The organism is Paractinoplanes polyasparticus (genome assembly GCF_019710575.1).
Taxonomy (GTDB): domain Bacteria; phylum Actinomycetota; class Actinomycetes; order Mycobacteriales; family Micromonosporaceae; genus Actinoplanes; species Actinoplanes polyasparticus.
This window is the reverse complement of the sequence record NZ_JAHWFK010000001.1, coordinates 842,317-864,800: the sequence shown is the minus strand read 5'-3', so window position 1 is coordinate 864,800 and position 22,484 is coordinate 842,317. Positions and strand designations below refer to the sequence as shown.

At 71.0% G+C, this 22,484-nt stretch carries 25 protein-coding genes; 13 read left to right on the top strand and 12 right to left on the bottom strand.

Annotation, left to right across the window (positions count from 1 at the left end):
- The first annotated feature begins 41 nt into the window (after positions 1-41).
- The 4 genes from KXC43_RS04665 (at position 42) to KXC43_RS04650 (ending at position 4,241) form a co-directional block, all read left to right on the top strand.
- Positions 42-722, top strand: a complete 681-nt coding sequence (locus tag KXC43_RS04665) for an SDR family NAD(P)-dependent oxidoreductase (RefSeq protein WP_255643355.1) — start codon at positions 42-44, stop codon at positions 720-722.
- Entirely contained in the window at positions 719-1,678 is a 960-nt protein-coding gene (locus tag KXC43_RS04660) for an S-adenosylmethionine:tRNA ribosyltransferase-isomerase (protein ID WP_221374603.1), read from the top strand. The genes KXC43_RS04665 and KXC43_RS04660 overlap by 4 nt, the downstream gene beginning before the upstream one ends.
- A gap of 129 nt (positions 1,679-1,807) precedes the next feature.
- Positions 1,808-2,500: a GNAT family N-acetyltransferase gene (locus KXC43_RS04655; protein WP_221374602.1), complete on the top strand. Its 693-nt coding sequence runs from the start codon at positions 1,808-1,810 to the stop codon at positions 2,498-2,500.
- A 142-nt stretch (positions 2,501-2,642) separates the two neighbouring features.
- Positions 2,643-4,241, top strand: a complete 1,599-nt coding sequence (locus KXC43_RS04650) for an ABC-F family ATP-binding cassette domain-containing protein (protein ID WP_221374601.1) — start codon at positions 2,643-2,645, stop codon at positions 4,239-4,241.
- A 55-nt stretch (positions 4,242-4,296) separates the two neighbouring features.
- On the opposite strand, the gene KXC43_RS04645 is transcribed toward KXC43_RS04650, so the two are convergent.
- From KXC43_RS04645 to KXC43_RS04625, 5 genes are all read right to left on the bottom strand, one after another.
- Complete coding sequence (locus tag KXC43_RS04645) at positions 4,297-4,743, bottom strand: DUF6918 family protein (protein ID WP_221374600.1); 447 nt, start codon at positions 4,741-4,743, stop codon at positions 4,297-4,299.
- A gap of 202 nt (positions 4,744-4,945) precedes the next feature.
- Complete coding sequence (locus KXC43_RS04640; RefSeq protein WP_308128951.1) at positions 4,946-5,707, bottom strand: esterase/lipase family protein; 762 nt, start codon at positions 5,705-5,707, stop codon at positions 4,946-4,948.
- 85 nt (positions 5,708-5,792) lie between these two features.
- A complete protein-coding gene (locus tag KXC43_RS04635) occupies positions 5,793-6,743 on the bottom strand; it encodes an ABC transporter substrate-binding protein (RefSeq protein ID WP_221374599.1) in 951 nt (316 codons plus the stop codon).
- Positions 6,744-6,830: 87 nt separating this feature from the next.
- A complete protein-coding gene (locus KXC43_RS04630; protein ID WP_221374598.1) occupies positions 6,831-7,292 on the bottom strand; it encodes a hypothetical protein in 462 nt (153 codons plus the stop codon).
- A 55-nt stretch (positions 7,293-7,347) separates the two neighbouring features.
- Positions 7,348-8,151 (bottom strand): MBL fold metallo-hydrolase, encoded by an 804-nt coding sequence (locus tag KXC43_RS04625; RefSeq protein WP_308128950.1) that lies wholly within the window; start codon positions 8,149-8,151, stop codon positions 7,348-7,350.
- A gap of 57 nt (positions 8,152-8,208) precedes the next feature.
- On the opposite strand from KXC43_RS04625, the gene KXC43_RS04620 reads away from it, so the two are divergent.
- On the top strand, positions 8,209-9,165 hold the full coding sequence (locus KXC43_RS04620) for a TIGR03885 family FMN-dependent LLM class oxidoreductase (RefSeq protein ID WP_221374597.1): 957 nt from the start codon (positions 8,209-8,211) through the stop codon (positions 9,163-9,165).
- Here KXC43_RS04620 and KXC43_RS04615 read toward each other — a convergent pair whose 3' ends face one another.
- The gene (locus KXC43_RS04615) at positions 9,166-9,669 is read right to left on the bottom strand and encodes a hypothetical protein (protein WP_221374596.1); all 504 of its coding nucleotides are present in this window, start codon (positions 9,667-9,669) and stop codon (positions 9,166-9,168) included.
- A gap of 157 nt (positions 9,670-9,826) precedes the next feature.
- Between KXC43_RS04615 and KXC43_RS04610 the strand changes: the two genes are divergently transcribed.
- The gene (locus KXC43_RS04610; protein WP_221374595.1) at positions 9,827-10,627 is read left to right on the top strand and encodes a methyltransferase domain-containing protein; all 801 of its coding nucleotides are present in this window, start codon (positions 9,827-9,829) and stop codon (positions 10,625-10,627) included.
- Here KXC43_RS04610 and KXC43_RS04605 read toward each other — a convergent pair.
- Positions 10,602-11,783 (bottom strand): LCP family protein, encoded by a 1,182-nt coding sequence (locus tag KXC43_RS04605; protein ID WP_221374594.1) that lies wholly within the window; start codon positions 11,781-11,783, stop codon positions 10,602-10,604. The two genes, KXC43_RS04610 and KXC43_RS04605, sit on opposite strands and share 26 nt — an antisense overlap.
- A 517-nt stretch (positions 11,784-12,300) precedes the next feature.
- Between KXC43_RS04605 and KXC43_RS04600 the strand changes: the two genes are divergently transcribed.
- The 3 genes from KXC43_RS04600 to KXC43_RS04590 are packed head-to-tail and all read left to right on the top strand — an operon-like array spanning position 12,301 to position 13,626.
- Positions 12,301-12,507: a hypothetical protein gene (locus tag KXC43_RS04600; RefSeq protein ID WP_221374593.1), complete on the top strand. Its 207-nt coding sequence runs from the start codon at positions 12,301-12,303 to the stop codon at positions 12,505-12,507.
- Positions 12,489-13,049 (top strand): hypothetical protein, encoded by a 561-nt coding sequence (locus KXC43_RS04595; protein WP_221374592.1) that lies wholly within the window; start codon positions 12,489-12,491, stop codon positions 13,047-13,049. Before KXC43_RS04600 ends, KXC43_RS04595 begins: the two co-directional genes overlap by 19 nt.
- Positions 13,042-13,626, top strand: coding sequence for a hypothetical protein (locus KXC43_RS04590; protein WP_221374591.1), 585 nt, complete (start codon positions 13,042-13,044; stop codon positions 13,624-13,626). The genes KXC43_RS04595 and KXC43_RS04590 overlap by 8 nt, the downstream gene beginning before the upstream one ends.
- Here the strand turns inward: KXC43_RS04590 and KXC43_RS04585 are convergent.
- Positions 13,572-14,258 carry a S1 family peptidase gene (locus tag KXC43_RS04585; protein ID WP_221374590.1) on the bottom strand — a complete coding sequence of 229 codons (687 nt, stop codon included), beginning with the start codon at positions 14,256-14,258 and terminating at the stop codon, positions 13,572-13,574. The two genes, KXC43_RS04590 and KXC43_RS04585, sit on opposite strands and share 55 nt — an antisense overlap.
- A gap of 155 nt (positions 14,259-14,413) precedes the next feature.
- On the opposite strand from KXC43_RS04585, the gene KXC43_RS04580 reads away from it, so the two are divergent.
- The gene (locus tag KXC43_RS04580; protein ID WP_221374589.1) at positions 14,414-15,850 is read left to right on the top strand and encodes an aldehyde dehydrogenase family protein; all 1,437 of its coding nucleotides are present in this window, start codon (positions 14,414-14,416) and stop codon (positions 15,848-15,850) included.
- A 69-nt stretch (positions 15,851-15,919) separates the two neighbouring features.
- Positions 15,920-17,005: a hypothetical protein gene (locus KXC43_RS04575; protein ID WP_221374588.1), complete on the top strand. Its 1,086-nt coding sequence runs from the start codon at positions 15,920-15,922 to the stop codon at positions 17,003-17,005.
- A gap of 39 nt (positions 17,006-17,044) precedes the next feature.
- On the opposite strand, the gene KXC43_RS04570 is transcribed toward KXC43_RS04575, so the two are convergent.
- The 4 genes from KXC43_RS04570 to KXC43_RS04555 form a co-directional block, all read right to left on the bottom strand.
- On the bottom strand, positions 17,045-17,689 hold the full coding sequence (locus KXC43_RS04570; protein ID WP_221374587.1) for a class I SAM-dependent methyltransferase: 645 nt from the start codon (positions 17,687-17,689) through the stop codon (positions 17,045-17,047).
- Positions 17,690-17,693: 4 nt separating this feature from the next.
- Entirely contained in the window at positions 17,694-18,743 is a 1,050-nt protein-coding gene (locus tag KXC43_RS04565) for an alpha/beta fold hydrolase (protein ID WP_308128949.1), read from the bottom strand.
- A 347-nt stretch (positions 18,744-19,090) separates the two neighbouring features.
- Positions 19,091-20,083, bottom strand: coding sequence for a MerR family transcriptional regulator (locus tag KXC43_RS04560; RefSeq protein WP_221374586.1), 993 nt, complete (start codon positions 20,081-20,083; stop codon positions 19,091-19,093).
- Positions 20,084-20,450: 367 nt separating this feature from the next.
- Positions 20,451-20,882, bottom strand: coding sequence for a DoxX family protein (locus tag KXC43_RS04555; protein ID WP_221374585.1), 432 nt, complete (start codon positions 20,880-20,882; stop codon positions 20,451-20,453).
- Between the two features lie 56 nt (positions 20,883-20,938).
- On the opposite strand from KXC43_RS04555, the gene KXC43_RS53530 reads away from it, so the two are divergent.
- Positions 20,939-21,169 (top strand): hypothetical protein, encoded by a 231-nt coding sequence (locus KXC43_RS53530; RefSeq protein ID WP_438870850.1) that lies wholly within the window; start codon positions 20,939-20,941, stop codon positions 21,167-21,169.
- Between the two features lie 111 nt (positions 21,170-21,280).
- Positions 21,281-22,483, top strand: a complete 1,203-nt coding sequence (locus tag KXC43_RS04545; protein WP_221374584.1) for an ATP-binding protein — start codon at positions 21,281-21,283, stop codon at positions 22,481-22,483.
- Position 22,484 lies beyond the last annotated feature (1 nt).

Below are 22,484 nucleotides of genomic sequence, written 5' to 3'. Positions count from 1 at the left end.
GGTCCGACGCCGCGGGCCGCCGGAGCGGGCAGGGTCGGGGCATGACGAACACAGCCGTGATCACCGGCGCTTCCCAGGGGCTCGGCGCCGCCCTCGCCCGCACGCTGGCCGGCGCCGGTTGGGCCCTGGTCATCGATGCCCGTACCGGAAAGGACCTGGAGGTGGTGGCCGCGGAACTCGGCCGGGTGACAACCGTGGTGGCGATAGCGGGCGACGTCGTCGACGACGACCACCGCGCCGAACTGGCCGAGGCCGCCTCGAAGCTCGGCGGGGCCGACCTGCTGGTGAACAACGCGTCCACGTTGGGCGGCAGCCCGCCGCCCCCGCTGGCTGACTTCCCGCTGCCCGCGCTGCTCGAGACGTTCGAGGTCAACGTGCTCGCGCCGATCGCGCTGACTCAGCTCGTGCTGCCACAGCTGCGGCTCTCGGACGCCGGGGCCGTGCTGAACATCAGCTCCGACGCGGCCGTCGAGGCGTACGAGGGCTGGGGTGGTTACGGCGCCGCGAAGGCCGCGCTCGACCACGCGAGTGCGGTGCTGGCCAAGGAGGAGCCGGAGCTGCGGGTGTGGTCGGTGGATCCGGGCGACCTGCGGACGCGGTTGCAGCAAGAGGCGTTCCCCGGCGAGGACATCTCGGATCGGCCGCTGCCGGAAACGGTCGTGCCGTACTTCGTGAAGCTGGTCGACGAGCGGCCGGCCTCGGGAAGGTACGTCGCCCGATGACGGTCGTCGACTTCGAGCTGCCGACCGGACTCGAGGCACGCGAGCCGGTGGAGGCCCGCGGCCTGACCCGCGACGGCGTCCGGCTGATGGTGAGCCGGGGGAGCGCGATCAGCCACCACCGGTTCACCGAGCTGCCGCGCCTGCTCGGCCCGGGCGACCTGCTGGTGGTCAACAACTCGGCGACGTTGCCGTCGGCGATCGACGCTTCGGGCGTACGCCTGCACGTCTCGACCGAGCAGGCCGACGGCAGCTGGCTGGTCGAGGTGCGCGACGCCCCGGCCCGGGCCGGGCTCCGGCTCGAGGTGCCGGGCGGCTCGCTGACGCTGGTCCGCCCGTTCACGGCGCGGTTGTGGGCGGCGACCCCCGCGGTCGGCGCGGGCCGCGTGGAATACCTGACGCGGCACGGGCGGCCGATCCGCTACAGCTACACCGACCGGGACTGGCCGTTGCACGTCTATCAGAACGCGTACGCGACCGAGCCCGGCAGCGCCGAGATGCCGAGCGCCGGGCGACCGCTGACCGGCCGGGTGCTGGCTGAACTGGCCGGCCGGGGCGTGCTGGTCGCGCCGGTCACCCTGCACACCGGGGTGGCGTCGCCCGAGGCCGACGAGCCGCCCTACCCGGAGTGGTACCGGGTCCCCGCGTCGACCGTCCGCCTGATGAACCACGTGCGGTCGGCGGGGCACCGCGTGATCGCCGTCGGGACGACGGTGGTGCGGGCGCTGGAATCGGCCGCCGCCGGGCCCGCATCGGGCTGGACCTCGCTGGTCATCGAGCCCGATCATGTCGTGCGGTCGGTCGACGGGCTGCTCACGGGCTTGCACGAGCCGCGTGCCTCACACCTCAAGATGCTCACGGCCGTGGCCGGTGAGGACGCACTGCGGGCGGCCTACGCCGAGGCATTGCGCGAGCGCTACCGGTGGCACGAGTTCGGCGACGTGCACCTCATACTCTGACGTCGGACCGGCGGCGTCCGACGCGGGACGGAATACGGCTCGGGGCCGCCACGGAGCATCGCAGACAGGCGCTATGCGCCCGCTCACAATCGCTGCGCGGCCCACCGTCCGCGCGATAGGAAAGACCGCATGACAACCGTGGACCGGGCCGTGCTCGACAATCCCGCGTGGACGGCGCTGACCCACGGCCAGAAGACCTTCGCCGAGGCGCGCGGCCGAGCTGCCCGCTACCTGCCGGACGTCTCGCCGTTCGCCGCCGTGGCCGATGCCGCCGACCCGGCCGCCTGGGCCGATCTGGCCGAGCTGGCCGGTCCCGGCGGCGAGGTGTGGATGCCCGCCGCCGCCGACGGCACGATGCCCGGTTGGGAAAGGACCGGCGGTGGCGTCGGCGTGCAGCTCACCGGCGAAGATCTGACCGCCGCGCCCGACCCCGAGGCCGTGCGGCTGACCGCGGCGGACGTGCCCGAGATGCTCGACCTCGTGGCGCGCACGAAACCCGGGCCGTTCGGGCCGCGCACCCGCGAGCTCGGCACCTATCTGGGCATCCGGCGCGAGGGCGCGCTGGTCGCGATGGCGGGGGAGCGGATGCGCCCGCCGGGCTGGGCCGAGATCAGCGCCGTCTGCACCGACCCCGCGTTCCGTGGTCAGGGCCTGGCCGCCCGGCTGGTCCGGGCGGTCGCGGCGGCCGTCCGCGAGCGCGGCGAGACGCCGTTCCTGCACGCGGCGGGCACCAACACCGGGGCGATCCGGCTCTACCTCGCCATGGGCTTCCAGCACCGGCGGGACATCAATTTCCATGCGTACCGGCGGGTCGCGAGCTAAACTCGCCGCAGTCTTCCGAGAGCAGGAGCAGGCAGATGGCAGGCGACGACGACATCTCCGGGTGAGGTCCCCGGTCCACGTCGTCCCTCGCTGTCTTCCGCCCGGCCCACACGGCCCGGCGGCCTTCTTCACGGAGCTCTTCATGTCCGACGCTTTTGTCGTCTGCACCTCCCTGTCCTTTTCCTGGCCCGACGACACCCCGGTCTTCGACGACCTGACGGTGTCGGCGCCGGCCGGGCGCAACGGCCTGGTCGCGGCCAACGGCACCGGCAAGTCCACGCTGCTGCGGCTGATCGCCGGCGAGCTGACGCCCACCGGCGGCACGGTCACCGTCGGCGGCGTGCTCGGCTATCTGCCCCAGCACCTGCCCTTCGCCTCGGAGCAGTCGGTCGCCCAGGTGCTCGGGGTCGACCGTACGGTCGCCGCGCTGCACGCCATCGAGGCCGGCGACGCCACCGAGGAGCACTTCGCCACGGTCGGCGCCGACTGGGACGTCGAGGAGCGCAGCCGGGCCGAACTCGACCGGCTCGGCCTCGGTGACGTGGCCCTCGACCGGCGGCTCGGCACGCTCAGCGGCGGTCAGGTGGTGTCGCTCGGGCTGGCCGCGCAACTGCTCAAGCGGCCGGACGTGCTGCTGCTCGACGAGCCGACCAACAACCTCGACGGCGAGGCCCGCGAGCGGCTCACCGCGGTGCTGCGGACGTTCGCCGGGTGCCTGCTCGTGGTCAGCCACGACCGGGCGTTGCTCGACGAGATGGACCGCATCGCCGCCCTCGAGCACGGTGAGGTCCGCTGGTACGGGGGCAACTTCACCGCGTACGCGGAAGCCGTGGAAGCCGAACGTGAGGTCGCCGAACGGCAGGTGCGCAACGCCGAGCAGGACCTGAAACGGCAGAAGCGGGAGATGCAGCAGGCCCGTGAGCGCACTGCCCGGCGGCAGTCGACCGCCGCCCGCAACCTGGGCAGCGCGGGCCTGGCCCGGATCCACGCGGGCAACCTCAAGAACAGCGCCCAGGTCTCGGCGGCCCGCTCGAACGACGTCCACGCGTCCCGGGTGGTCGATGCGCAGGCCCGCTACGACGAGGCGAGCTGGGCGGCCCGGCAGGGTGACCGGATCGTCATCGACCTGCCCGGAACGGCGGTGCCGGCCGGGCGCACGGTCTTCACGGGTACGGGGCTGCAGGCCACGTACGACGGGCGGCCGGTCTTCCCCGGCGCGGGCATCGACCTGATCATCCGTGGGCCGGAGCGGATCGCCCTGGTCGGGCCGAACGGCGCCGGCAAGTCGACGCTGATGCGCCTGATCAGCGGCGACCAGCAGCCGAGCGCGGGCACCGCCGCGCGGGCGGAGGGCCGGGTGGCGTACCTGTCGCAGCGCCTCGACCTGCTCGACGGCGAGCTGACGGTGGCGCAGAACCTGGCCCGCTCGGCCCCGGCGCTGGCCGACGCCGAGCGGATGAACCTGCTGGCCCGGTTCCTGTTCCGCGGCGATCGGGCCCATCTGCCGGTGCGGATGCTCTCGGGCGGCGAGCGGCTGCGGGCGACGCTGGTGTGCGTGCTGTTCGCCGAGCCTGCGCCTCAGTTGCTGCTGCTCGACGAGCCGACCAACAACCTCGACCTCGAGAGCGTCGGCCGGCTCGAGTCGGCCCTCACGGCGTACCGGGGAGCGTTTGTGGTCGTCAGCCACGACGAGCGGTTCCTGGACGCGATCGGGATCGACCGCCGGGTCAGCCTGGCCTGACAGAAGGGAGCCGCGCTCGTCGCTCGGACGGGCGCGGCTCTCTTCGTGCGGCAGATCAGGCGGCGTACTTCTCCACCAGGCCGCCGAGGGCCGGCAGAGCGGCCTCGATGTGCTTCGAGGCGCCACCGCGGACGGTCTTGTAGGCCTTGACGACAACGGCCTTCTCGGAGGCGTTCGCCATGTCGTCGGTGACCAGCAGCATGGCCGGGGTGACCTCGTCCTGGCGCTTGACCAGGTAGTCACCGAAGGTGCCACCGCCGGCGGCCCGGAAGTCGGTCCAGAACGGCTGCAGCTGCTCCAGCATCGACGGGACCATGATGTTCAGGGTCTCCTCGTAGTAGCCCGGCGCGAACGAGGTGACCGCCTTGTAGGCAAGCTTCACCGCGCCGGCGGAGATGCCCGACTTGCCGGCGAGCTCGGCCTCGACCAGCGCCTGGGCGTCCTTGACGATGGCAGCCTTGGTGGCCGGGTTGTCGGAAAGCTCAAGAAGGTTCAAAACCATGGGTGTACGCGCTCCTCATCACGGGACAACGGCGAGCACACTACTCAATGCAGAATCACTTTCAACTCCTGCCTCTGCCGTCTCGCCAGATGCCCCGCCCCGGCTACGATCTTCGGTCTGAACGGTCATTCGGATGACCCGTTCGGCCGGGTGGCCACGCCCCCGCCGGTAACGCTCATCTGCTAGTGGCGCGACACGGTGGTCAGACGGCGGGGCAGGTTCGCGGCTCGCTCAATGGTTCGGCGCCGAGGGCGTCGAGGACCAGGGCGGTGACGTACGGATCGGTCGGCAGTTCGCTGTGGGCGGTGCGCGCGGCCGGGCAGATGCTCTGCAACGGCAGGTTGACGGCGCCGTCCAGGCGGGCCGAGTCGGGCGGCTGGACGGTCTCGTCGTTCTCGGTCCAGATCGACAGCCAGGGCAGCCCGCCCGGCAGTGCGCCGTCGATGCTGTCCAGCAGGTCGCTGCCGGGCGCCAGCTCCTGACAGGCCTGCGGGCACTGTGCGCCCCCGAACCGCGCGCCCAGCCCGGCCAGCCGGGTGCCGTGCAGCGGCGAGCCCAGCGAGACCACCCGCCGAGCCACCTCGGCCCCGTCGTGGCGCTCGACCCACAGCCGGGTCACCACGCCGCCGGCCGAGTAGCCGATCACGTCGACCGAGGGCGCGCCGGCGGTCACCGCCTGGCGGGCGGCCGAGTCGAGCAGGTCGGCCTGCTCCTCGAGCCGGCCGGTGCCGTCGCCGGGCAGGGTCAGCACGGTCGCCGTGCGCCCCTCGGCCCGCAGGCGGTCGGCCAGCCGGCTCAGCCCGGCGCGGTTGCCGCCGTAGCCGGGCACGAGCAGCACGGTTCCGGGCCGGGCCTGGTCGGGCCGGGGCCCGTCGTCGTCCGCCGCACCGAGCAGGCGCACGCCGGCCAGCGTCAGCAGCAGGAGCACCACGGCGCCGGCCACGGCCGGCAGCAGGTACCGCACCGGACCATCATGCGGCAGCGGGCCGCGCCGATTCAGGCGTTCGGGCCAGGCCGGTCAGGCAACCAGAGGCGCCGGCGGACGAGACTCAGGGCAGCAGCTGATCCAGGGTCGGGGCCTTGGTGAAGATGCCGTCGCGCTCGCCCAGCAGCGCCACGCGCTCCAGCGAGCGGCGGTTGATGTCCTCGGGCCAGCTGGGCAGGATCATCGCGATCCGGACGGTGTCGTTGATCTGGGTGTACGTGCCGACGACGTCCCGCACCTCCTCGGGGTGGCCCGCCGCGTAGCGCATCGACTCCTTGATGGCCTCGGTGAAGTCGGTGACCAGCTTCGGCTTCGCGGCCATGGTGCCCTGACTGGTGAAATAGAGCGCCACGGTCAGGTCGGGCGCGGTGTCGACGAAGTTCGAGGCCAGGATCTGCCCGCCCTGGGTGAGCACCGCGCTCAGCGCCGGCTCGACCACCCACGCCGCGTCCACCTTGCCCGCCTGCAGCGCACCCGGCATGTCGGGGAACGGCATGGCCTGGAAGCGCAGGTTGCCCGCGTCGCCGCCGGCCCGCCGCACCGACTGGCGCACGGTGGTGTCGCCGAGGTTCTTCAGCGTGTTCACCGCGATCCGCTTGCCCGCCAGGTCGCGGGCCGAGCGGATCGGGCTGCCGTCGGTCACCACGATCGCCGAGAAGTCGCGCCCGGCCCGGCCGTTGGAGGCGACGCCGCTGGCCACCGCCTTCAGCGGCGCGCCGCCCGACTGGGCGGCCATCAGCGAGGTCACGTTGCTGAAGCCGAACTGGTACTTCCCGCCGAGCACTCCCTCGACGATGGGCGCGCCACCCTGCTCGGAGGTGAGCGAGAGCTCGATGCCGCGCTTCGCGAAGAAGCCCTTCTTCTTGCCCAGATAGATCGGCGCCACGTCGATGATCGGGATGACGCCGACGCTCACCTTCGTGCCGCCGGTCGCCTCGGGCGTCTTGTCGTCGGAGCATGCGGCGCCGGCGAGCACCAGGACGACGGCGGTGGCAGCGGCGAGGATCCGGCGCATGGTGTGCCCTTTCGGATACGCGGCGCAACTGCGCCGGGCGCAATTTACCGGATCAAGGGCGTCGTGGGCTCGGGCGGAAAGGGAAAACTAAATGTCTGCCCGTCCGTCGCGCAGGTCGTCGATCCTGCGGTGCACCTGCGGAGCGGACGAGCCGCCGGCCGCAAAGCTGTCCACCTCGGTCTCGGCGGCGGCCAGCCTTTCGCGTACGCCGTCGTAATCGGACGCGTCCGCGCCGGGCACGCTGAACCGCAGCCGCCATCCGGCCAGCTCGAGCCTCGAGGCGTGCACGAGCAGCTTGCCCGTGGCCGCGGGCAGATCGGCGGCGTGCGCCAGTTCCAGGTGGAGCTCGTCGAGGCCGCGGTCGAGCCCGGCCACATAGGCAGCCCATTCCTGGTCGGCGACCTGGTGGCCGGCGTGAGCGGACTCGAGCCCCTTGCGCAGGCGGTCGAAGGAGGCGCGGATGGCCTCGGCGTAGTCGGCGTGCCGCTCGGCGGCAGCCTGCTCGGCGCCGGAGAGACGGCGGTGGAGGTCTTCGTTCCGTGTTGTCACCGGCCGACTTTACGATCTCGGGCGCACACGTGAGCGACCAGCAGATGAACAGATCTCAGCCCGTCGCGGCCAGCCGCTTCAGCGCCGCGGCGGCGTTCGAGCTGATCGGGGCGCCGTGGCCGGGCAGGATCGTGCGCACGTCGAGGGCGGCCAGCTTCTTGATCGAACCGGCGGCCGTGGTCATGTCCTCGCTGTACTGCGGATCGGGGCCGACCAGGCCGTCGGTGGTGGTGCGCAGCGCGTCCCCGGCGACCAGCGTCCCGGTCGACGGGTCGAAGATCGCGATGTGCCCGGCGGTGTGGCCCGGCGTGCCGATCACCTGCAGTCCGAAGACCTCGTCGCCGTCCTTCAGCGGGGTCAGGGGCTGCGCCGACTGGATCGAGGAGACGTCGGCCTCGCCCGTGTAGAACTTGGCTCCGGTGGCCTGCGGCTGGACGTCGCCGAGACCGCCGGCGTGATCGTCGTGCTTGTGGGTCAGCACCACATGGCGTACGGCGGAGAAGCCGCTGCCCGCTGCCGTGAGCCCCTTGCCGATGGCGTCGGCCGAGCCGGGCACGCCCAGGTCGACGATTGCCGCCTCGGAGCCCCGGATGAGCAGGTACGCCGAGACGAAGGAGAGGTCGACCCGTTTCCAGGCGCCGGGGCCGGCCGAGCCCGAGGGCGCAGCGCCGGACGGTGGGGCAGTCGTCGTCCCGCCCGCCGGCGGGCTCGTCGTCCCGCCCGACGGCGAGGAGGAGTCCGAGCAGGCGGAGAGCACGGCCACGCCGAGCACCCCCGAGCCCGCGGTGAACAGAAGCCTTCGGCTGAACCGAGCATCACCCATGAGCCGATGCTCGGCCGCGCGGCCGATGATCGCCACCGGTACGTGTCCTTCGTATCCGATTCTTAGCCGCCCAAGCTGGGTATGGGGCCAGCCATGACGGAGTACGGAATCCATGCCTCGCACGAGCAGATCCCGCCCGCCGAGTTGCTCGCCGCCGTGGTGGCTGCGGAACGCGCCGGCTTCGAGGCGGCGATGTGCTCCGATCACTTCTCACCGTGGAGCCGGCGGCAGGGCGAATCCGCCTTCGCGTGGTCGTGGCTCGGCGCCGCGCTGCAGGCGACCAACCTGTCGTTCGGTGTCGTGAACGCACCCGGCCAGCGCTACCACCCGGCGATCATCGCGCAGGCCATCGGCACGCTCGGCGCGATGTATCCGGGCCGGTTCTGGGCCGCGCTGGGCAGTGGCGAATTCAGCAACGAGCACATCACCGGGGAGCCGTGGCCGCGCAAGGAGGTGCGCGAGGCCCGCCTGCTCGAATGCGTCGACGTCATGCGCGATCTGCTCGCCGGCGAGGAGGTCACCCGGGACGGCCTGGTCAAGGTCGACCGGGCCCGGCTGTGGACCCGGCCCGAGGTGTCGCCGCCGCTGATCGGGGCCGCGGTCAGCACGAAGACCGCGGCGTGGTGCGCCCGCTGGGCCGACGGGCTGGTCACGGTCAACGCCCCGGAGGACCACCTGCGCGCGATGATCTCGCAGTACCGGGATGCCGGCGGCCGTGGCCCGATCTGCCTGCAGGTGCACCTGAGCTGGGCGCCGACGCAGCACGAGGCCGAGGCCATCGCGCACGACCAGTGGCGCAGCAACATCTTCGCCCCGCCGGTGTGCTGGGACCTCGAGACGGTCGACCACTTCGACGTGGTGAGCGAGAACGTCACGGTCGAGCAGGTCGGGAAGGTCGTCAACATCTCGGCCGACCTCGAGGAGCACGTCGAGAAGCTGCGTGGCTACGCCGCCCTCGGATTCGACCGGATCTATCTGCATCACGTGGGGCAGGACCTCATCCCGTTCGTCGAGACCTTCGGGTCCAAGGTCCTGCCGGCCCTGCGATGATCAGCCGGCGTTGACGCTGCAGTCGCCGCGGAACTGGTAAGTCGTCGTATTCACCTTCGAGCCGCCGAGGTAGTCGATCTGCATGCCCGAGGCCGAGCCGTCCAGCGCGCCGCTGCGGCTCACCACGAGCAGCAGGTTGGCCTCCTCGCCGGCCCGGATCGTGGCGTTCTCGGCGGGCATCCGGAAATCCCAGGTCGGGTTGGCCGCCGGAGGGTAGTTGGCGTTGCCGATGGGGGTGCGGCCGCTGCTCAGCGGCACGATGAACGCCTTGCCCGCCTTGACGCCCTTGGCCCCGGCGAGGGCGATCTTCTGAACGACGAGGTCGGAACCAGCCGGGGCGCGCAGCACGTCGCCGACCACCATGGAGGCTCCCTCGGCCACGCGCACGCACTGCGTGACCGGGTCACCGCCGAACACGAGCTCGTCGCCGCCGTCCGACCCACAGGCGGTCACGGCGACCGCCAGCACAACACCGAGCGTGGCCAGGCCACTCCGCCGAATCATGGTCGGGGACCGTACTGCCCGATTGTTACGGGTTGATCTCAGTGCGTAATGATTTTTTCGAGCCCCAGCGGCTGCGGAATCCGTCGTGGACCCTGCCCGGCGGCGTCGTTTCCGGGGCGGCCGAACACGGTTCTGGCCAAGTGTCAAGACACACGCAATGATGATCGTCGTGGTCTGGCGCAGGTACCTGTTGATTCCCCGGCTCACCCTGGCCGCGCTCGGCGCGCCGCGTTCACAGTCCCGCGCCTGGGAGCGTTACTGGGCCGGCGTCACGCGCACCGGGCCGGGCGGTGACGTGCTGTGGGAGGCCGACGAACCGGCCGAGAACGAGCTGCTCGCGGAGGTGCTGCGGCGGCATGCCGACCCGGACCGGCCGATGGTCGACCTGGGCTGCGGGTCCGGGCGTCAGGCGTACGCGTTGACGGGCTTCGCCTCTCGGGTCATCGGCATCGACGGCTCGGCGGCGGCAGTGGCCCGGGCGTCCGGGGCGTTCACCGGCCTGACCTTCCGGGTGGCCGACATCGCGTCACCCGGCCTGGGGGAGCGGCTGCACGACGAGTTCGGCGACGCCAACGCGCACATCCGCGGTGTGCTGCACGTGCTCGACGACGACGCCCGCCGTGCCGTGGCCGCGAATGTCGCCGCGCTGCTGGGGGAGTGCGGAACGCTGTTCCTGAGCGAGACGAACCACACCGGCGACCCGCTCGACTATCTGCTCGACCAGGGCGCCCGGCCGACCCGCCTGCCGCCGCTGGTGCACCGGCTGATCAGCGCGGGCGTACGGGCGCCGCGCCGCTTCGGGGCCGAGGAAGTCGCGGAGGCCTTCCCGGACGACGCCTGGCAGGTGCTCGAGCAGGGCGCCACCGAGGTGTACGGGGTGCCGCTGGAACCGGGCGGGCCGGTCCAGCGGATTCCCGCGTGGTACGCCGCCGTCAGGACGCGGCGCTCCCGTCCGTGATCACGTTCTCCGGGTGACGCAGCAGGAACTCGGGCAGCTTGTCGGCCGAGGTCGCCTCGAACAGGGCGCGGGTGTCGTCGCTGATCGCCTCGCCGCCGTCGCCGCCGTTGAACGTGCCGCCGTTGGTCTTGATCGGGATCAGGTCGCCGGCGGCCAGGCCCTTGAGGCCGAAGATGAAGTTGTCGACCGGCACGCCGTTCGTGTCCATCTTCAGCGACTTGCCCGCGGCGGACAGGATCCGGGCCACCTTCGACGGGTTGCCCATGATGCCGGCGCTGCTGGCCTTCTTGGCCATCGCGCGCAGCAGCTGCTGCTGGTGACGCTGACGGTCGTAGTCGCCGTTGGTCGAGTGGCGCAGGCGCGAGAACTCCAGCGCCTCCCACGGCTGCATGTTGCGGCAACCCTTCTTGAACACCAGGGCGTCGCGCGGCTTGCTCTTCGGGTCGGCGCCGTGCGCGTACTCGATCTTGCCGTTCTTGACGAGGTAGTGGCTCGACCACATCTCCTTGTCGACGCAGAGGTGCACGCCGCCCATCGCCTCGAGGATGCCCTTGAAGCCGTTGAAGTCGATCACCATGACGCCGTCGAACTCGATGCCGGTCAGCTCGTGGATGGCCTTGGTGGCCAGCTTGGCGCCGCCCTGCCAGCCGCGTCCGCCCTGCGAGCCGAACAGGTAGGCGGCGTTGATCTTGGTGCGCTGCTCGCGGACGCCCATCTCCTCGTCGGCCGGGATCGTGGCCACGGTGTCGCGGGGGATCGAGATCATGTACGCCTTGTCGTGCGAGGCGGTGATGTGCAGGATCAGGATCGTGTCCGACCGGGACTCGCCGTCGCCCCAGCCCGTACGGGTGTCGAGCCCCAGCAGCAGCATGTTCATCGCGCCCTTGGGCAGCTGGCCCGCCTTGGCGTTGGTGTTGCCCAGCCCGCCCGAGGCGCTCAGCACCGACGACGTGGTCTGGATGTTGGAGGTGAGCTGACCGAGGAAGTACTTGACGCTCACCAGGCCGCCGACGCCGACCAGCGCCATGATCACGCCGAATGTGGTGAGCAGTTTCGCCCACAGGGGTGCTTTGTGGCGCTTGGACGTCTTTTTGCCGGTTCCGCCGCCACCCTGCGCGCTGCGCTGTCCCGGACGGGCGTTGCGATCGCCTCTCATGGCGGTCCCAGCCGGCATAGGTGGTAGCTCCCTCGTGTGACGCGGTGCGTTTGGCAACGCGCCGGGCTCAACGCCGTCAGAACAGATATATGGTCACGATCTATTAGTCAACCCCGCTGGACGCGGGGTGACGCCGTGGCAACGTTTCGAATTCAAAAGACCAGATTTCGGTACGCTGAGTAGTGAACCGAGCGCACCGAGACGCCTTCCCATTATTCGACGAGCGTCAAATGGTTGCCCACCCCGTTGTCCGATTCGGGCAGTTTCTGATCTCTGACTGATAGCGATCCCACACTTTCTGGGAATTGCCTGAGCGCCATTCCCGTGCGCATTGATAACCCGATCGCGACGCGCCCTCCGGTCGGTCGGGGCGCGTCCGCCGGCCCAGATACATCGCTGTCCGCTACCGGATGACTCCGGTGCGCACGCCGCGGAGCTCGTGCTCTGATCGGCCTTTCCCGCCATCTGTGCCCGGGGGTGAGACCGTGAGCGTCGTCGTCCTGCTGCTCCTGCCCGTTTGCGCCTGCCCGCGGCCCGCGGCTGGTTCCTGGAGACCTCGCACGCCGACACCGTGCAGCTCAGTGGCTGGTTCAACCAGGTCGCCGACGTCGACCGGGACTGGCCGCACGGCACGGCCCCGGGCGACACCCGCGACTTCACCTTCCACGTCCGCAGCCGGGCGCCGTCGGGGACGCCCGGCTGGCCATGGTGCGCAAGCTGCTGATGACCAACCCCGACTTCCGCGAGCTGGTCAGGGTGCACGGCCGACACCGGATCGTCCGGCTGATCCCGGTCAGCGCGGTCGGCGCCGACTTCGCCGGGATCGGCCCCGACGGGCAGGTCGAGAAGCGGCCCGACGGCGAGGTGCGGCCCTCGAACGTGGACGCGCCGCTGTCGGCCGTCGTGCCGGACATCTTCGAACAGGTGGAACACCAGGTCGACCAGGCCCGGCCGCACGCCCTGATGGAGGACGTGCGGCGGCAGACCGCGGGCGGGCCGGGCGTGGCGCTGGCCGAGCTCGGGTCGTACGTGGCCCGCGCGGCCGGCACGCTCAACCCGCTCTACTCGGTTTTTCTGGGCGAGGCGGTGATGGAGCTGGAACGCGGCCGGGCGGCCCGGCAACGGCTCAGCGAGCGCCTGCTGGGCGAGGCCGAGCGTGAGGTGAGCGAGTTCCGGGACGCCCGCCGGCGGGTGATGCGGTCGCTGCGCAGCCGGGTCGACGTGCTGGAGGGGCGCCTGCCCAGTTCGAGGCTCTCCGATGACTGAGGCCCGCGGCTGGCCGTTCCTGATCGGGGCGGGCCGCCGCAACGACTACCGGACGCTGGTCGCGCCGGACTTCCTGACCGGGTGCGGGGTGCTGGACCGGTATGCCGGGCGCATTCCGGAGGGGGAGACGCGGGTGGCCCGCATCGGGCCCGGTCTGTGGATCGCGTACGAGACCCGGAGCGTCCCGGACGTGCGCGACGAGCACAACCGGCCGCTGCAGGTGTTCGTCGGCTTCGTGGCGGACGCCGCGATCGACCGGCCCGACCCGGCCGACCTGGAGGCGGCGGTGGGCGCCGCGACGCCGGACTACCGCCGGTATCTCGACGACGAGGACTCCTTCGACGTGGCGAGGTCGGCGGCGTTCACGCTGCGCTCGCCGGTCCGGCCGGTGGAGCCGAGGACTCGCTCGAAACTCTGGTGGATCGTCGCTGCCGTCCTCGCTGCCGTCGTCGCCGTGGTGGTCTTTCTGGCGACAAGAAGCCCGGAGCCGGCATGCGTGCCGGCTCCGGGCTCAGAGGTGTGTCAGACGCCCGCGACCGAGCTGATCCAGGAGCGGTTGTACGCGACACTGCCGTAGTACTGGCGGGCCGTGCCGTCGGCCGTGGACGCCACGCCCACCTGCGCGCCGTTGTAGACCTGCGGGCCGCCGGAGTCGCCGCGCCACGCGTTGCCGTTGATCCGGGTGCTGCCGATCGCGCGGCCGCCGTAGGCGTCGGTCTGGTTGGTCGAGGTGACCTGCACGGTGGCGGTCTTCAACGTGGTGGAGGCGCTGCATCCGCTGTAGCAGGTCATGCCCCAGCCGTAGATCGAGTTGGTCGACCCGACCGGCGGGTAGGCGCTCGACAGCGGCATGTACGACGTGGTGATCGGCGACGCGAGCCGCATCAGGGCCAGGTCGTAGCGGGTCGACGTGCTGCTCACGGCCCGGGTGGTGCCGCCCGATGTGCGGTTGACGCTGCCCACCCGCACGGACATGGTGCCCGAGATGCAGTGGCGCGCGGTCAGCACGTAGTTGGCCGAGATGATCGTGCCCGAGCAGGTGAAGCTGCCGTTGCTGAGCACGGCGGCCGCCCACGGCGCGGACGAGACGGTGCCGCCGCCGATGATGTTGGTGCCCGGGTCCTCGACGGCGGCCGAGGCGGCCGAGGGTGCGGCCAGGACGCCGGTCAGGACGGTGGCCAGCGAAGCGACGACGATGCGGATGCGCACGCCGGACTCCTTTCGGGGGATCGTCGACACCTGCGCCGGTCGGGTGCGGCGCCGTATCGAAGGCTGTCGAAGTACCGTACGTGCCGCGGCGGAGAAACGGTTACAGCCCAATTCGCCCCTATCACCGGTGTGATGACCGCCGATAGCCTGGCCGGGTGGATCTCGCGATGTTCGTCGGCGGCGCCTGGGTGCCCGCTCGCTCGCACGCCACCACGGTGGCGACCAGCCCGGCGACGGGCGAGGCGCTCGGCCGTGTGCCGGAAGGGGACCGTGACGACGCCCGGGCGGCCATCGTCGCCGCACGCTCGGCGGCGCCGGGCTGGGCCGGGCTGACAGCCTTCGAACGGGCCGCGCTGATGCACCGCGTCGGCGACGTGATCGAGGCCCGGCGCGACCAACTGGCCCGCACCCTGACCCTCGACCAGGGCAAACCGCTGCGCGCCGAGGCGTACGACGAGGTGGATGAACTCGTCACGTACTGGCGGATGGCAGCCGAGGACGGCAAGCGCCTGGGCGGGCTGCTGCCGAACTCGTCGTCGCCGGGCAAACGCGCCCTGCTGATCCGCCGGCCGCGCGGCGTGGTCGGCGTGATCACCCCGTGGAACTGGCCCTACACCATGCCCGCCGAGCTGATCGCGCCCGCGCTGGCCGCCGGCAACACCGTGGTGTGGACGCCGGCCCCGTCGACCTCGGTGGCCGCCGTCGCCCTGGCCGAGTGCCTGGCCGAGGCCGACCTGCCGCCGGGCGTGGTCAACCTGGTCACCGGCCCCGGGCCGGTCGTCGGTGACGAGATCGCCCGCAACCCGGGCACCGACGCGGTCGCGTTCATCGGCTCGACCGCCACCGGACGGCTCGTCGCGAACGCGGCCGCGGGCAAGGCGACCCTGCTCGAGATGGGCGGGAACGGGCCGATCGTCGTGCTCGACGACGCCGATCTCGACCGTGCGGTCGAGGGCGCGCTGGTCGCCTGCTTCCTCTGCGCGGGACAGAGCTGCACGGCCGGGGAACGGTTGCTGGTCCACTCGGCGGTCCGGGACGAGTTCTCGGCCCGGCTGGCCTCCGCCGTGCGGGAGCGGGTCAGGCTGGGCGACCCGTTCGACGACGCGACCACGATGGGCCCGCTCAACAACGCCGCGGTGGCCGCCAAGATGGACGAACACGTGGCCGACGCGGTGGCCCGGGGCGCGACCGTCCTGACCGGGGGCGCCCGCGCCGGCTCCTTCAAGACCGATCTGTACTGGCCGCCCACGGTGCTCACCGACGTGCCGGCGAACGCGCTGGTCGCCACCGACGAGACGTTCGGCCCGGTGGCGCCGATCGTCGGCATCGGGTCACTCGACGAGGCGATCGAACTGACCAACGCCTCCCGCTACGGGCTGCTGGCCGCGATCTACACAGCCGACCTGACCAAGGGGCTCGCCTTCGCCGACGCCGCGCGCACCGGCTGGGTCAACATCAACGAGTCCTCGAACTACTGGGAGAGCCACCTCCCGTTCGGCGGCCGTTCCGGCTCGGACAGCGGGCTCGGCCGCGTGGGCGGCGCCCACCCCATGGAGGCCTTCACCGAGCTGCAGACGGTCATCATCTCCTGAGCGCCTGACCCGCCCGGGTCCGGCCGACCTGAACCACCGGGTGGGGCCCGGGCCGCGGCGGCAAGATCGATGTTCTCTGCGACCATGGGCGGCATGCCTGGACCCGGCGGACGACGGTTTCCCGTTGGTCCTCTTGCGGTGGCAGCCCTGTTGATTCTGATTCTCAGCGGGCTGTCGCTCGACCGTGCCGACAAGCTCGCGAGCATCGCCGCGCTCTTTGTCGCGCTGGCCGGATTTGTGTACAACTACCGTCCCGGCGGCGCCGACGGGTCGGCGCCGGCTGAACCGGCGGCCGACCCGGGCCCCGGCAGCGGGTCTGCCGCCGTGCTCGTCCGCCGAGGCGCCGCCCGGCTGGGACGTCTGCTCCTCGGAGAACCCAAGATCCCGCTCGGCCTGGCGGCGGCAGCGATTGCCGCCGTCGGCGTGATCGGCGTAGCGGTCACCTACATCGTCGGTGGCCCCGAGACTCCTTCCACGAGTCAGGTCGTCAGCCCGTCGCTGTCGCCGACCTCCGAGCTGCCGTCGTCACCCCCGTCCGAGCCGGCCTCCAGCCCACCGGACGTCGTGGACTGTCCGCAGGCCGGGACGCCGCCACCGATCGCCTCGCCGTCGTCGAACACCGTGCGACGGCAGGCGCGGATGAAATTGCCGGCGCTCTATTACGGCGATCTCGACTCCACGTGCCCTGACTGGGGCATCAAGAGTGGGCGTGACTCCTCGCGGCACGACATCGTGAACGACGGCACAGGCCTGTTCCACGGTTCGGACACCGAGATCTCCAAGTTCGACGGCGGCAAGGTGCCGACCTATGAGGGCTGCCTGAAGAGCACCACCTACCTGGCCGCACCGATCGCGTACGCGTCGTTGAAACCGGGTGATCGGTACTGCGTCAAGACGATCGACCGTGACCGCAGCCGACAGAGTCTGCTGACGGTCGTCTCATCGCAGCGTTCCGCGTCAGGCCGGACTGTCGTCCTGGACGTGCGGACATGGGCGACGACAAGGGCGGCTGACGTGGGTGATGATTCCTGGGCGATCGTCGCGGGCATTGTCATCGCTGTTCTGGTGTTCGGCGGCGGTGGGGCTACGGCCGCGAGCAAAGGCAAAGGCAAAGGCAAAGGCAAGCGGACGCGTAATGACCGCAAGGACGGTTGAGCGCCGCGGAGTCCGATCCGGATGCTCCCGGCCGGGCGGTCAGGCGTGGGCCACGCCGGCGATCTGCGTGTTGAACGTGATGAACGGGCTGTGCAACCGATACGGCGTCAGCTCGACGTCGGTGAAGCCGGCGGCGCGCAGCACTCTTGCCAGGTCTCGTTCGCACGAGCAGCCCTCGAACGTCCACGCCCAGGGGCGGCGCAGCGCTCGCTGAAGCTTGCGCGTGAAGGTGCCGGCGGGAGCGGCCACGTGCTCGACGAAGAGGAACGTGCCGCCCGGTCGCAGGATGCGGCGCACCTCGGTCAGCACCTCGGCCGGGTCGGACACCGTGCACAGCACGAGCGACGAGATCACGGTGTCCGCGCTCCGGTCCGGCAGGCCGGTCTGCTCGGCTGTGCTGTCATGCAGGTCGAGCCGGACGCCGCGCCGGTCCGCGGCCGACCGCAGCCGACGGTGCATCGCGGTGTTGGGTTCGATGGCCACGAGCGTCGAGCCCGGCCGCAGGTAGCGCAGGTTGGCGCCCACGCCGGAGCCGATCTCGACCACGGTGCCGGGCAGGCCGGCGAACACCCGCCGCTTGTGGTGCCGCACGTTCCACTCGATGTACGGGCCCATCAGGCCGAAGAACGTGGCGTTGAAGGGCCCGCGGACCCGGTTCACTTCGTAGCTGGTTGCCAGTGACATGGCCCTATCGTGGCCGCGCGCCGGCACCCGGCGCAGGCGGGGAAATACCCCACTGTGCGCTGTACCAGGCGGCGATCTGAGCTCGGGAGCGAAAACCCAGGCGCAGCCGGATCCGTTCGACGTGGCCCTCGGCCGAGCGCTCGTCGATTCCCAGGCGGGTCGCTATCTCGCGGTTCGTGCAGCCCTGGCTGACCAGCGCGGCCACCTCGCGCTGGCGGGCGGTCAGCCCCTCGGCGTGGCGGCGCGCCACGGGCCGGCCGAGAAAGCGGCGGATCACCCGTACCAGTTCGTCGCGGTCACCGGCGTACGGCAGATGCGACCGGCCGGGCAGCAGGGTCAACCGGGCGCCGCTGATGCCGGCGGCGAGAGCCTCGGCCTGGGCGACGGGGGCCGCTCGATCGCCGGTGCGGTGCACAACCAGCGTCGGTGTCCGCACCCGGCCCAGAAGGTCGCCGACGTCGAGGTCGTAGCTCAGCGCCAGCAGGTCCCGAGCGGTCGCAGCACTTGAGCACGCGCGCTGGTAGCGGGCCTGCGCGGCCCGGGTGGCGGCGTCGGCGTCGGGGGCGAAGATGTCGGTCAGCACGTCCGACCCGAGCCCCCAGTGCGCCTCGACCAGACCCAGAACGTTTTCCCGTACGCCCGGAGCCGACAGTTCCGCGCCACGCACCCAGCCGCCATAGAGGACGAGGCGCCGCACCGACTCCGGATGAGCCGCCGCCCACGCGGCCGCGACGGGCGCCCCCATCGACGTGCCCATGAGGTCGAACGGCTCGCCCAGCGTGGCCGCGACGGCGCTCAGCTGTTCGAGCTCGTACGCCAGCGACGCCGGCCGCTGCGTAGCCGGCGACAGCCCGCACCCGGCCCGGTCGTAGCGCACGAGCCGCCCGCCCTGCGCCAGCGCCTCGTAGAGCGCCCTTTCCGCCGGCAGTTCCCAGCCCAGTCGCAGATGCGTGAGCCAGCCCATCACGTACACCAGAGGCCGCCCCGAACCGATCGAGGCGTACGCCACCGCAGTGCCGTCGTCCAGCACCACCCGATCCAGCCGCTGCCGCACCCCGCCATTGTCCTATGCAGGACTGCCATCGAGGGTGCCGAACCCAGCCGCATTCACCTACCCCGTCCTCAACGCCTCGGGCCATCTCGACACCGAACGTTGGAACGACGACCAATTATTCGAAGGCGGCCTCGAGGCCATCCTCGCCCTCCCCCCACACATCTCACATACGCTCAAACACTGAATAGCGCTGTTGAGCGACCATCCCCGCCGAGTGTGTTCACATCGGAGCGAGCGTGCCGGGCTGACCTTGGCAGCATCACACCGGTATCTGTGCGGTCTGCAGGAGTCCGCCCGGTTCGCCTTGTTGAGCGGGTAGAACAACCGGCCGACCCGCGTATCGCCGATCAGGAAGCCGGTGTTGCGGACGCGCGCAGTGCTGCGGCCAGCCACTCGAACGGCAACGGCTCCGGCGGCACGTTGTTAACGGCCGTGACCAGCGCCATGTACCGGTGAAACAGTCCCGGCGGATCCGGCGGGGTGCGCTCCCATTCCGCAGCTTGCAGCATGTGGTCGGCCGCCTGGAACCGGAACTCGGGGGTGTCCGGCCGCCCCGGGCTGTCCGGTGTCGCGAAAATGCCGGACAGCCACCCGATCCACCGGTCGGCGATCTCGCGTCCCTGCGGTGAGTCCGGCGGCACCCGCTCGCGGGCCGCGTCCATCGCCGCCTGGCCGATCGGCGTGGCTGTCTCCAGAGCGTCCAGCATCGGCGACGAGGTCATCAGCGGCCCGGCACCGGTGGTGCAAACCTGACGCAGCTCGCCGCGCACGACCTGCCGGACCTCGGCGTCGCGGACGAACTCGGCCAGCTCGATCCACGCCTCCAACTGGGCTGCGGTGGGATTTTCAGGCAGTGCCGGCCGGGCTGCTCGCCACCACTGGACCATTCGCTCCGGCGGCTCCCAGCCGGTGGTCACCTCGGTCCAGAACTCGTCGATCAGCCGGTCGCGTTCCTCATCCGGCATGCCGGCCAGCTTGTGCATCAGCGTGACCTGCTCGGCCGTGGTGTCCTGCCGGAGGATGGCGGACAGCACGGCGCGACGGCTACGCAACCGTGCCTCCTGCCTTGTGAGCAGGGCCAGGTGGGTGGCGGCCAGCGCGCGCAGCGTCGACTCGCCAGCCAGCACTTGCCGGATCTCGTCCAGGCCGGCGTCGAGTTCCCGCAGCGTCCGAACCAGTTCCAGCCGGGCGATGGCCGACACGTCGTAGAGGCGATGGCCGGCCGCGGTGCTGGCGACCGGTGTGACGACACCGGCGTCCGCGTAGTACCGGACGGCACTGACGCTCAGGCCGGTCCGCCGCGCCACGTCCCCGATCGGGTACAGCTCGCTCATGTCCACGACGCCCACTATGCGTTCTCAAGCCGCTTGAGCCGCAAGCCCCTCCTCGGCCGCCCGCAGAAGAAGGTCAAGCCCGGCCGACCGTGCCATCCAGTCGAGATCACATGCCGGGCCACCGCCCCAAGCGTGTACCGGGGCCGACCCCGACGGACGCAAGGCGCAGCAGCCGGCTTCAGCGTCGTGGACTCTTGGGCATTGTCCGGCCGGGTCGTCGGTCACTCGACGCGAGCCTGTTCTTCGATAGGTTGGCCCGATACCGATCAGCGCTTGTCAGACGTCCGAAAACCTCGGCGACGTCGATGCGTCCCTGCGTGTCGTGCCGCTCAGCAAGACTGTCGCCGGAGCGGCTGCGAGTTGCATCTCCGCCTTACTGGTTCTTCGAGCTCGCTCTGGCGGAAATCGGATCTGGCCTGAGCGGCCAGGTCAGCCAGGCTAGTGCAACGGCAAGTGACGTGAGTATGAGGGGCTGCAGCACATAGGCCAGGCCGCCCCAGTGCGCATCGCCGCTGAGCACTGTCATGGAAAGCACGGTCGCCGTTCCGACGGAGCTGATGAGAACGACCGCCCCGAAAAATGTACAACGAGGCACGAACAACAGCACTGCGCCCACCAGGTCGAGCGATCCCGTCAGATAGCGAAACCATTGTCCCCAGCCGATGGCTTCGAGATACTCGACCGTGTCCGCGGTGCCAATGAGCTTGGTAGCTGCTATCACGAGAAACATCGAGCCCACGACGGCTCGCAACATCCACGCGGCAATTGTCCGCGATGTGGATCGTTTACTCGATTGCGGCTTCATGGGATTGTGCACCGCCCGTCGGAATTCGTAGCAATGGGACGTCCTGTCGAAGGGGCTTGTTCTTCTCGCTGCCCGGGCGCGTGGCGCCGAAGCTATGGCGAGCCGGCGGCTCAGCCGGTGATGACGACTTTGCCTCTCGCGTGCCCGGCCTCGACGTAGGCGATGGCCTCGCCGGCGGCGCTGAGCGGAAAGGTCTGGTCGATGACGGGGACGACCCGCTTGCCGTCGAGCAGGTCGCGGAGGACCGCCAGATCATCCCGGTTCTCTGGTCAGCATCGGCGCCATGACCTGGCTGATCAACCGGGAGCACAGAAGCATCCTGACCCGTACCCCCGCTGGACCTGCCGCCCGTCGGTTCGACCGCACCGCTCGCGCGGTCGCGGCAGATCGAGTCCGTGATGTTGTTCGTCGAGCGGGCCGCCGCGGCGTCCGGCGAGTTCCGGCTCACCTCCGCCAACCAGCAGCCCGTGGTCGAACTGTGCCGCCGCCTCGACGGGCTGCCACCGGCGATCGAACTGGCCGCCGTGCGGACCCGGGTGCTCAGCGTGGAACAGATCCTGGGCCGGCTGGCCGACCGCTTCGCCCTGCTGACCGGCGGTGCCCATACGGCACTCCCGCGTCATCAGACCCTGCGCACCACGATCGACTGGAGCCACGACCTGCTGGGCGCCGACGAGCGGCGGATGTTGCGGTGGTTATGCGTGTTCGCGGGCAGGTTCACGCTCGACGATGTCGAAGGAATCTGTACCGGCGGCGGGCTGCCTGTCCCGCGCGCGCTGGACACGCTCGCGTCACTCGTCGACAAGATGCGCGAGTACGCCGGCGTCAAACTTCGCGAGGCCGGCGAGGAGGAAACCGCCCACCTCCGCTGCGCGGAGTACTACCGGGCGACCTGCCTGCGGTCCGGGCCGACAGCCCGGTATCGGTTGCCCGACTGGCTGGCCTGGATGGACTTGGAGATCGACAACATCAGGTTGGTGCTCCGGCGGTGCGTGGCGCGGGGGGACACTCACCGCGGACTGGATCTCGCCGGCGCGGTGGGCTGGTACTGCTCCACCCGCGCGACGAGCGAGGGCGTCCGAGGGCTCGACGAACTCCTACCGCCCGCCGACGACGACGAACCGGCGCATGCGTTGGCCCTTTTCGTCCGCGGCTTCCTCTCCGTCCTGCAGTACCAGCCGGCATCCGCCATACCTGCTCTGGACCGAGCGGCGTCGGCGGCACGCGCGGAACACCAGCCGCGCCTCGTGTCCGAGTCGCCGGCGATGGCGTCGATCGCCTGGCACCTGGCCGGCGACCGGGCGCGCGCCGGGCGGACCCTCGACGAGGCGGCCGAAATCGCCGCGGGCGTCGACGAGTTCCCCGCGACGGTCGCGGTCCTGCAGGCGCGGGCTCTGCACGGGCTTTTCGACGGCGATCTCGACGCGGTGTCGACCGCGGCAACGGAAGGCGCCCGGCGCAGCCGGGCGGCGGGCGACCTCTACAGCCTCGGCATGATGTTGCTCAATCTGGGCTTCGCGACCCTGATCGCCGGAGATGTCGACGGGGCCCAGCCGCTGTTCATCGAGGCGCTGCGGATCGCCCACAGCATCGACGGCTGAC

Coding starts and splice junctions, on each gene's coding strand:
- KXC43_RS04665 (WP_255643355.1), top strand. CDS start 42: ATGACGAACACAGCCGTGATCACCGGCGCTTCCCAGGGGCTCGGCGCC.
- KXC43_RS04660 (WP_221374603.1), top strand. CDS start 719: ATGACGGTCGTCGACTTCGAGCTGCCGACCGGACTCGAGGCACGCGAG.
- KXC43_RS04655 (WP_221374602.1), top strand. CDS start 1,808: ATGACAACCGTGGACCGGGCCGTGCTCGACAATCCCGCGTGGACGGCG.
- KXC43_RS04650 (WP_221374601.1), top strand. CDS start 2,643: ATGTCCGACGCTTTTGTCGTCTGCACCTCCCTGTCCTTTTCCTGGCCC.
- KXC43_RS04645 (WP_221374600.1), bottom strand. CDS start 4,743: ATGGTTTTGAACCTTCTTGAGCTTTCCGACAACCCGGCCACCAAGGCT.
- KXC43_RS04635 (WP_221374599.1), bottom strand. CDS start 6,743: ATGCGCCGGATCCTCGCCGCTGCCACCGCCGTCGTCCTGGTGCTCGCC.
- KXC43_RS04620 (WP_221374597.1), top strand. CDS start 8,209: ATGACGGAGTACGGAATCCATGCCTCGCACGAGCAGATCCCGCCCGCC.
- KXC43_RS04615 (WP_221374596.1), bottom strand. CDS start 9,669: ATGATTCGGCGGAGTGGCCTGGCCACGCTCGGTGTTGTGCTGGCGGTC.
- KXC43_RS04610 (WP_221374595.1), top strand. CDS start 9,827: ATGATGATCGTCGTGGTCTGGCGCAGGTACCTGTTGATTCCCCGGCTC.
- KXC43_RS04605 (WP_221374594.1), bottom strand. CDS start 11,783: ATGAGAGGCGATCGCAACGCCCGTCCGGGACAGCGCAGCGCGCAGGGT.
- KXC43_RS04595 (WP_221374592.1), top strand. CDS start 12,489: ATGGTGCGCAAGCTGCTGATGACCAACCCCGACTTCCGCGAGCTGGTC.
- KXC43_RS04590 (WP_221374591.1), top strand. CDS start 13,042: ATGACTGAGGCCCGCGGCTGGCCGTTCCTGATCGGGGCGGGCCGCCGC.
- KXC43_RS04575 (WP_221374588.1), top strand. CDS start 15,920: ATGTTCTCTGCGACCATGGGCGGCATGCCTGGACCCGGCGGACGACGG.
- KXC43_RS04570 (WP_221374587.1), bottom strand. CDS start 17,689: ATGTCACTGGCAACCAGCTACGAAGTGAACCGGGTCCGCGGGCCCTTC.
- KXC43_RS04555 (WP_221374585.1), bottom strand. CDS start 20,882: ATGAAGCCGCAATCGAGTAAACGATCCACATCGCGGACAATTGCCGCG.
- KXC43_RS04545 (WP_221374584.1), top strand. CDS start 21,281: ATGTTGTTCGTCGAGCGGGCCGCCGCGGCGTCCGGCGAGTTCCGGCTC.